Raw genomic sequence first — 8,828 nt, forward strand, 5'->3', positions numbered from 1 at the left:
ATGCAAGCTAAACGTAGCGATCTACTCGAACTCACGCCGCAAGCGCTGATGGCGTTAAGCAATGCGGGCTTCGTCAAGCGCGCACAGAAAGAGGTCGCCGAAGGCAAGTTGCCAGAGCTGACTGAGCACGATGACGGCCGTATTGATGCCAAGTTCAGCGACGGTAACAAAGTCACTTTCCCTGCGGGGAAAACCCTGCGTGATGCGACCTGTAGCTGCCCGGCCAGCAGCATGTGCCGCCATCGGGTAATGCTGGTGTTGACCTATCAGGCGTTACATGTCACGGCGGCGAGCCAAGAAGCTGGTAATGCCCAGCCGCAAGAACCTGCATCGGGCTGGTCACCGGCCAGATTTAGCCAGCAGCTTGCCGATATTCCGCTATCAGTGATTAACCGGGCTAAAAAGCAGGTTCAGGACGGCGTGGTGGTGCAATTGAGTAAAGGCAGCGGGGCGGAAGCAACGCCGTCTGCGCGTTTACCGATGTGTGACGTAAGGTTTTTCTCCCGCAGCAGCCTGGCCCATGCTCGCTGTGACTGTATTCAGGAGACGATTTGCGAACATATTGTGATGGCGGTGTGGGGCTTTGAACAGGCAGAGTTCAGCCAGCCAGATTTCCAGCAGCTAACTTTGCAAATCAGCTTACCCGACGGCGAACCGGCGCGGTCAAGCACCTTATTCGACCAGCCAGAGGTCGTGTTATTACAAGCGTCATTGGATAAATTGCTGCTAAAACTGTGGTCGGACGGCAGCAGCCAACCAGATACGGCCATCAAACCGCTGATGGCCGAGGTTAGCCGCTATGCGCAGCGGCTACAGTGGCGCTGGGTTAGCGAAAGCCTGGCCGATATTCAGCAGGCAATGGCCGATCAACACCATCGTTCAAGCCGCTATCATCCGGTCGATTTCCTAAAGCGGATCAGCGGGCTCTCCGCCCGATTGGTTGCGGCCAGATGCATGGACCAACAGGCACAGCAGCAGACCCTGCCACGGCTTCCGGCGGCAGAAATTCTCGGCCTGGGCGTCAAAGGTGAGACCCAACTGGAACATTTGAAATTGGTTTCACTCGGCGCGCGTTACTGGGCTGATGAACAGCAGGAAGGGGTGAGTTTGATCTACACCGACCCCGACTCCCAGTCGCTTATGGTAATTGAACGCCAGTGGCCTAAAAATAGCGATCCGCAAGGGGGGGCGACTCCGATAGGTAACCGGCGGGTGGCAGGTCATCCGGTAAAAAAATTAGCCGCCTGCCAGGTGATCACTCATGCTGCCAAGCGCCGGGCTAACGGGGCTTTAGACATTGCCAGTGGTAAGCAATATACCAGCGTGCTGCCGCTGTCTTCCCGTTCGTGGGAGCTGTTGGGGGAGCCGCTCAGACAGCCCAATGCCGCAGCGCTAAAACGTTATTTGCAGCAGGCAGTGCCTGATTTTGTGCGCCCTAAGCAACTGATTGAACATCTGCATATATTACCGATAACCGAGGTGACCGATTGGCGTTGGGACCCGGCTTTGCAGTGTTTACAGATTGATATGCAAAGCGGTGAAGCGACCGATGATGAGAGTGAACATTTGGTGACTGTGTCACTAAGCTATGATGCTGCGGCACCTCGAACCATCGAGGTGTTGGCCAGGGCAATGCTAACGCCAGAAACCCCGGCCCGGCTGATTTCAGGCAGCGTGAGGATCGAGTCTGGCAAATTGGTTATCGAGCCGTTGGCTGTAGCCAGTGACGTCCAGATTTGGTCACTGTGTGCCGATGAGGTGGAGCCATTCCCGATGGAGCGTCAGGTCGATCTGCAACAGTGCTCGGGCGTACAACAATCGTTGGCTGAAACCGAAACGCTACTGGCACAGTGGTTACAGCAAGGGGTTAGGCATCAGGGTGCGCGGATGGTTGAGCGGGTTGAAACCTTGGCCGAAGCACTGAATAGCTTTGGCCTGGCGCAGTTGTCCGGGTGGTTAAGCGAGCTACCCGCTCATATTCGCTCAAGTAACCACTCGGAATTAGTACAGCGGTTGATGATGATTTATCAAACGCTGCTCCTGGTGAAGGACCGGCGTAGCTGAGGCCCTCCATCAGCGCCCGGAACATTTCGCTGCTTCAATTGCTGAGTGGCGTTCGCCACTTTCTCATCCTTATCGTGTTGGTCGTTATCATTGTTGGTGTCGCGGTTGCACAGTAATCAACAGAAAAGAATCAGGAAGGGAGTTTAGAATGACAGGCGATGATCCGCTGATTTTCTGGACAGCAAAGTACCCGAGTTTTCTTTTACCGATAATGACGGTGTCGCGATTAGCCGCTTGCGGTAATACGCTGGAAAAAAGGGAGAAAATCCTGAACTGCTTTCATCGTTTTCGGCAAGAGTTTGGCAGTCATTTGCGCTTTCATCGTCATGAATTTAAGGGCATGTTGAAATACAGTGATGAAAATATTGCCAAGGTAGAGAAAAGTATTCTGACTAAAGGGATCTATGATTACGGCGGTTGGTATATCAGTGATGCCCATAGTGCTGATGAAGCACCTAACTATCTGATGCACTATCTGGATTCAGGGGATGATAATGAAAATGCAAACTCCTATTTAAGCTTGCTGGGTTTGGTTCCATAGTCTCAACCTGAACTATCCATAGAAATATGTAATTGAGGAATCATGACAGAAGACACCAAACGCGGCAGCGCATTAGTCAGCGCCTTAAAATCTGATGTGGTAGTCGAGCTGGGCAAGGAATACGCAGAGCTTGGCATTGACTCTTTGATTGAATCAAAGACGTTTGAATCTATCCCTTTTGTTAGCACTGTGGTCGGGCTATACAAAGCCGCCAGTTCTGTCAGGGATCAGCTATTTACTGAAAAGGTTATTCGTTTCCTCACTCACTTCTCAGACCTGTCCGACGCTGAACGGATTAATATGACCGAACTGTTGAATGAAGACGATAAGTTCGCTGGCAAGGCTGGCGCAAGACTGATTGAAATCATCGACCGGATGGAAAGTGAAAACAAGCCTGAAGTTGCGGCAGAGTTCCTCAAGGCATTCGCGCGGGAAGAGATAGATTTTAATGTTCTTCGGCGTTTGCTGGTTTCTCTTGAACGTATTCCCTCATTTGATATCAGAGAACTGGCGGCATTTGCTGCCATCGGCCCTGACCAACCAGTGGAAATGGATGAGGCTTTTTTGGACGGTCTCGTTAACGCCGGATTGGGAAAGAGCAACGGGGCATGGAAAAGCGTAATTGTCCCTACGGAGTTATGTATGGCCTTTGTGCACGCTGGGAAGTTATAAGCAACCTAGCTTTTTCTCATGCCAGCAGAGGATTCGCGTACTGGCCTGCCTGCTAATCGTCGCAACGCAATATCAGGAAAGTCCGCTTATGGCGCAGGCTGTGTGGAAACCCGGACCAAAAACTGAAGTGCGTACGTCTGTGCAAAATCTGAAGTTGAACGACTGGTTAGTAGAGTCGAATTTTACGTATGAGCGCGGTTTTCAGCTCTGTTTTGGCAACTTATGCGATCAAAAACGTTTTCACACAGTCTGAGCGAGGAGCGGAAGTTCACAGTTTTTCTCACAGCCTGATGGAAGCATTACTAGCATTGTTTATTAATCAACGGTGAGCAGACCACTTTGTTGAGTTGACATTTTCCCTTCTAGGGGGAAGGTTTTATGACAAGTGTATTGTTGCAGCAATTCTCAGTGAGGAGTAGGTCAGTGGTGCTGACCAAATCAACGAAGATTCAGTGTAAGGATATGATAAGCAATAAGCATGTAAATCTAGGGGGTAGATCAACATCCACGAAGATTCTAAGAGTATTTTATATGTCAATAGGCTATATACTTAAAATCGCTAGTGGATGGGAAGAGTCTCCGTGCTGAGAATGTCCCAATGATGCGAATCTAAAGTGATAAGGGATCTCATGGCAGTAGCTCCTCAAGTTTTTCCACACACAGCTATTTCTACGTGGAGTGGGTTTGTCTATCAGGGCAAGCTGGCGCTGTACCATTGTTTGAAGATGATGTCCTCAGATTATGAAGCGAACCGGGATTTGAAACTGCAGTTAGAAAGTCAGGATGATTTCGCGATTTTTCGTCACCAGCAATGCCTGTCAATGCATCAGGTCAAAGCGTACAAGGACACGCGCTTTTCAGCCTACAGTGATGGGATCACAACTCAACGGGATAATGCGAGACAACGGGGAACGCCACTCGCTTATTTTCATGTTGCTCGTGAAGTAACTAATATCCCGGCAACGTTTGAGGCTGACTATGTACCAGTGAGATTTTATACTTATCCCATTCCGCTTGACGTAGACGGGAATGTCACACAATCGTTTTGCCCGCTGAATCAAGTGGACATATTTATTCAAAATGAACTCTCCAGCCTGCTTGTTAATGTTGCAGGGCAACCCGCCTGGAAAAATTTTATTGTCGCGAATATTCAGAATACGCTTGAAGCGATAGTGAATTCGAAGGTCATTATTACTCACAGCAAGATACACGAGTCCGCACGTCATCAGGCCGCAATCGCAGCCAGCGAATTCATCGAATTTTCGGAGCTGTACGGTGTAATCGAAGCAGATGATTATGCTCCGTTTGAAAATGAGGCGTTCTTCCTTAGCCGTCTGCAGATTGATATTGGCACATATTATCAAGAGTTTTGTGAACGCCAAGACGGCCTTTCCCAAGCTGCATGTCAAAAGTTAGATGACTATCTGGCCGCTATCACTGCGCTGGATGCTGAAGGAATGAAGGCCTTCCTGCGAGCAACTATGCCGCATAAAAAAGGACGTTTTAATACACTTGGTGAATTTAAGGATCAGTCACTTGATCGTGATGCAATGCGGCTTGGGATGTTTACGATTTTCTGGAAACTAGTTCAGGCTGCATGTAATGAAGGCTCTGGTGTTGCATTCTCGTGGCTAAGTGACGGGATTTTCTACTATCCAACAGGCATCCACCATGCTGCAGAGCATCAGGAAAGTATCTGTCATGACATCATGCAACAGGCAATTAGCGAAGGTGTGGAGTGTTTATTTGAGTGCGGTGCACTTATCACCAGTGCCATAGGCAGACCTTCAATCTCAGATGTGCTCGTAGGTATTGACGCTACTGAGGGAGTGGATACCGCTGAACACGAATTACTGAGGGAAAACCGCATCGGGAATTATAAGAAGGTGGCCATGGTTTCTTTAATCAATGTACCTGAGAGTTTGAAAGATGCAGAACCTGATTAAGCAATTGTTGGAATCAGAAGGACTGACGCGTAAGCTTTCCACAGACTTGGCGTTATACGAATACAGTACACCGGGAAAGAAAAATTTCTGGTTAGTAGTCTTTGGTGAGCCGATAATTACACCTGAAATCCAAGCTGGGTGGTTGAATGAATGTAAAAAAGCAACATTCGATCCTGCGCTTGAGAAAAACATTAATTTATTGATTGTATGGAACACTGACAGCTCAAGTGTACTTTCTAGTAAAAGAGTTCATCATGCGGAAGAGGATAGTTACTTCTTCAAGAAACACGTACTTTCATATACCTCTGCAGAACTTGAAGCTTTATATCAGCAGGTTGATATTCAGGGACTCGCGGCAGTCTTTCGTGAATTGATTACTTCTCCTGGCACCTTTACCGAATATAAATCTCATTACCTACAAGGTGGATGGCAAAGCCTACTGTACAGGCTTGCAATAAAACTGCCTTTTATCGCAGTTAAGAGTTTCGGTAACTCTGATTTAGCTAGTCTTGAACGAAGTATTGATGAAAAGATTCAGCGTACGGATAACCCTGCTCTACTAACTACAATCGACTCAGTTATTGATTCTTTAGTTGATCAGATTGTATCACCGGATGTATTACCGGAAGATCTATTAGGCTTCATGGGTGATAAATTATCTGAGGCAGGCTATGAAATTGTTCGTTAAACGCCTAGAAGTACGTAATTTTAAAGTCTTTGAGAAACTAGAGTTAACTCTTGAAAGTGAACATCTCGTCGTTCTTGATGGTCCTAATGGTTTCGGTAAATCATCTTTTTTTGACGCTCTGGAACTGCTACTGACAGGAAAAATCCGGCGCTATATTGAACTAGAAGAGCTTACAGTAGATCGACGCAGCTTGAAAACGGGCTGCCCTTGGTTATTCAAACAAGCGAGAAATGATGATTGGCTTTCAATCCGTGCCGAGATCTTAGTTGATGGGACGAGTTGTTTTCTTGAGAGAGCGGCCAGCAAAGCCGCGCTAGATGAACATAAAGGCGTTACTGATTTAAGGCTCCCTCTTTATGAATTAGCCGATTTCAACGCGGAGCGAGGTGAAGCTATTTCACATGAAGAATCATATCTTTCCTCCTTACTCGGAGAGCAGTATCAACGTGATTTTGAATTGTTTCATTATGTTGAGCAAGAAGAAAATACTCGGTTGCTAAAACAAAAGGAAAAAGATAGACAGAGTCAGATTGCACACCTATTCGATATTGGCGACATTCAGGAAAAAATTAGTAACATTAACTTGGCATCAACAAAAATCGGTAAATTGTGTAATCCACAGAAATATGCCGAATTGAAACAAATTAAAGATAAATGGGAATTGGCTAAGGAACAGATGTTACCGACAGGTAGTTCGGTTGCATATGAAAGGATTATCACGATTACAGATCAACCATGGGATCGTGATGTTGTGGAGGTTAATGCACAGCAATTCGAACAGTGGTTATCTGCAGATGGAGAGTTATTCCGAATCCGACGTTTTAGTGAAAATTTCGAACAATATAAAAATCATTTATATAACAATGATTTGGTGAAAAAACTCCTCCCTAAACAGGAGTTACAACAGCGATTTTTGATGTATTATCGACCTCTTGAACAAAGGGACAAATGGCTGGGTGACGTTGCTTGTTTTGAATCTGCTTTGGCACTAAGTGACGCATTTAAAGACACAATAAAGGCCATTAGTGAAGATCGTTTGATGATCACTGCTCCGCTGGTCACGCTCCTCCCAGAAACCCTATCGCCGGAGGCGTTTCATCAACAGGTCGCCGGGCTCAAGTTGCAGTTAGCCAATTCAGATAAAGTTCAGGAATGTTATGCGGCTCTGCTACAGACACGTGAGCAAATGGTAAGTGCTTTCAGGGAGCATCAATCTCACTGCGATTTAACGAATATTTGCCCTACGTGTGGACATCCTTGGCCGACGGCTGATGCTCTGCTTGAAGGAATTGAAAACCAACGTATAACACTAGAAAGTTTAGCCGAGCAACAGAATGATCAATTCTCACAAGCATTAGCCAATTTCAGACGCAATTGGCAGGAGCGCATTGAAATTGTACTGCAGACATATCTGGCGCAAAAGAAAGAAAGTATTGAGCGTAAGCGCCAACTAACGAGCCTATCAGAAGAACAAATCCAGTGGTTAGAAAATTATCATAAACAACTACTAGCTGGGGGGATCAGTTTTCAGGATTTGCTTTGCGAGAATTTTGAACCTGTAATGCAACTCGCGATAGATGAACTCGAACGTCGGATTCGTGAAAGATTTAGACCAGTTGACGATAGCCGTATATATGATGATTTTGAGAGAATTTTTCGCGAAGTATTTAATAACGATTCTCTCGCGGTTAAATATGCTACCATCCCCAAAATTGAATTAAAAAAAGCTTATTTAGGACAGCGGCAATCCATTGCATCGTCTAAATATGTCTCAGAATGTGAGCAGGAGTATAATAAAGCAGAGCTACTAATTAAAAAGGCCGACAAACTGAAAGGGCATCTACAGAAAATCAAAAAAATTTATGAGGGCGAGAAAAGATTGTACCTTGAATCTATTGTTAAAGAGATTGAGATTCTATTTCATATCTATTCAGGCCGCCTTATGCAAAATTATCAGCAAGGGCTGGGTATCTTCATCGAAAATGATGGTAATACTATCGCTTTCAATGAAACACCTGGGCATGAGCATGATGCTGTCTTTTCCATAAGTTCGGGTCAACTTTCAGCATTGGTACTATCATTTACACTTGCCTTGAATCAGCGATACGCCAAACACTCTTTGTTGCTTGTAGATGACCCTGTTCAGACTCTGGACGAAATTAATGTAGCAGGCTTCGTAGAGTTACTACGAACTGAATTCCGAGATCGTCAGATAATTATGTCAACGCATGAGGACCGTATGTCGGCCTATTTTCGTTATAAATACAAAAAATTTGGTATGTCAGCAGGAAGGATCAACTTCATGGAAGCAGCATGTTCGGGTATTGATAGTAGATAAATGTAAAATGCCGCCTTCATAGAAGGCGGCGCTTCTTCAAGCTCGTCCCTGCAGATTAACACAGACTGTTCTAAGCAATGTCCGCTCTTGGCACAGGCTGTGTAAAAACTCGTTTTTACAGTATCTGGATACTATCCCCAGCCAGGAGCGCAAGAGTATTCCTCATGTTGACTGTATTCGTTATGATTTGTGTTCAGGGGCAGTTCGGAGCTTTTAAAGCCCGGTGTTGAGTGGTTATCAGGGGCTAAAACGGTTATACCCGCTAGTTGTATTGTTCTCGCAACTTAATAATCAATCTTTCAGTACCCCAGATTGAGAGCATCCTTTTCAGGTTATAGGCCAGTACATGCAGACTAATTTCTGTGCTGACATTTTTAAATCGTCGCATCAGAAAGTGCGTCGCACCCATCCACATTTTAATTGTCCCAAACGGATGCTCTACCGTTTGCTTTCGCAAGAAAGCTGTTTGTGGCAATGCATCAAGCCTGGCCTGCATGTCTTCCATTTCAGCTTCATGAATCCAGCGCCGTATACGTCTTGGATCGCGTTTTGATGTAGTACACCTGGAGCGCTGGCTGC

Annotated in this window: 7 protein-coding genes; 6 read left to right on the top strand and 1 reads right to left on the bottom strand. The window is 46.1% G+C overall.

What is annotated here, in order from left to right:
• The 6 genes from DRI82_RS17575 to DRI82_RS17600 all read left to right on the top strand — a co-directional run bounded on the left by DRI82_RS17575 (position 1) and on the right by DRI82_RS17600 (position 8,249).
• Complete coding sequence (locus DRI82_RS17575) at positions 1 to 2,064, top strand: SWIM zinc finger family protein (protein ID WP_157968092.1); 2,064 nt, start codon at positions 1 to 3, stop codon at positions 2,062 to 2,064.
• Positions 2,065 to 2,212: 148 nt separating this feature from the next.
• Positions 2,213 to 2,605: a type VI immunity family protein gene (locus DRI82_RS17580; protein WP_114195211.1), complete on the top strand. Its 393-nt coding sequence runs from the start codon at positions 2,213 to 2,215 to the stop codon at positions 2,603 to 2,605.
• 42 nt (positions 2,606 to 2,647) lie between these two features.
• Positions 2,648 to 3,277, top strand: coding sequence for a hypothetical protein (locus DRI82_RS17585; RefSeq protein ID WP_114195212.1), 630 nt, complete (start codon positions 2,648 to 2,650; stop codon positions 3,275 to 3,277).
• Between the two features lie 629 nt (positions 3,278 to 3,906).
• A complete protein-coding gene (locus DRI82_RS17590) occupies positions 3,907 to 5,223 on the top strand; it encodes an ABC-three component system protein (RefSeq protein WP_114195213.1) in 1,317 nt (438 codons plus the stop codon).
• The gene (locus tag DRI82_RS17595; RefSeq protein WP_114195214.1) at positions 5,207 to 5,911 is read left to right on the top strand and encodes an ABC-three component system middle component 1; all 705 of its coding nucleotides are present in this window, start codon (positions 5,207 to 5,209) and stop codon (positions 5,909 to 5,911) included. The genes DRI82_RS17590 and DRI82_RS17595 overlap by 17 nt, the downstream gene beginning before the upstream one ends.
• Positions 5,895 to 8,249: an ATP-binding protein gene (locus tag DRI82_RS17600; RefSeq protein ID WP_114195215.1), complete on the top strand. Its 2,355-nt coding sequence runs from the start codon at positions 5,895 to 5,897 to the stop codon at positions 8,247 to 8,249. Before DRI82_RS17595 ends, DRI82_RS17600 begins: the two co-directional genes overlap by 17 nt.
• A 262-nt stretch (positions 8,250 to 8,511) precedes the next feature.
• Here the strand turns inward: DRI82_RS17600 and DRI82_RS17605 are convergent.
• The coding region (locus DRI82_RS17605) for a transposase (protein WP_157968093.1) at positions 8,512 to 8,828 on the bottom strand (317 nt) is incomplete at its 5' end.

The organism is Edaphovirga cremea (assembly GCF_003332275.1).
Taxonomy (GTDB): domain Bacteria; phylum Pseudomonadota; class Gammaproteobacteria; order Enterobacterales; family Enterobacteriaceae; genus Edaphovirga; species Edaphovirga cremea.

What these genes read in the sequence shown, in the direction of transcription:
- DRI82_RS17590 (WP_114195213.1), top strand. Translation starts at nt 3,907, where the DNA reads ATGGCAGTAGCTCCTCAAGTTTTTCCACACACAGCTATTTCTACGTGG.
- DRI82_RS17575 (WP_157968092.1), top strand. Translation starts at nt 1, where the DNA reads ATGCAAGCTAAACGTAGCGATCTACTCGAACTCACGCCGCAAGCGCTG.
- DRI82_RS17595 (WP_114195214.1), top strand. Translation starts at nt 5,207, where the DNA reads ATGCAGAACCTGATTAAGCAATTGTTGGAATCAGAAGGACTGACGCGT.
- DRI82_RS17585 (WP_114195212.1), top strand. Translation starts at nt 2,648, where the DNA reads ATGACAGAAGACACCAAACGCGGCAGCGCATTAGTCAGCGCCTTAAAA.
- DRI82_RS17580 (WP_114195211.1), top strand. Translation starts at nt 2,213, where the DNA reads ATGACAGGCGATGATCCGCTGATTTTCTGGACAGCAAAGTACCCGAGT.
- DRI82_RS17600 (WP_114195215.1), top strand. Translation starts at nt 5,895, where the DNA reads ATGAAATTGTTCGTTAAACGCCTAGAAGTACGTAATTTTAAAGTCTTT.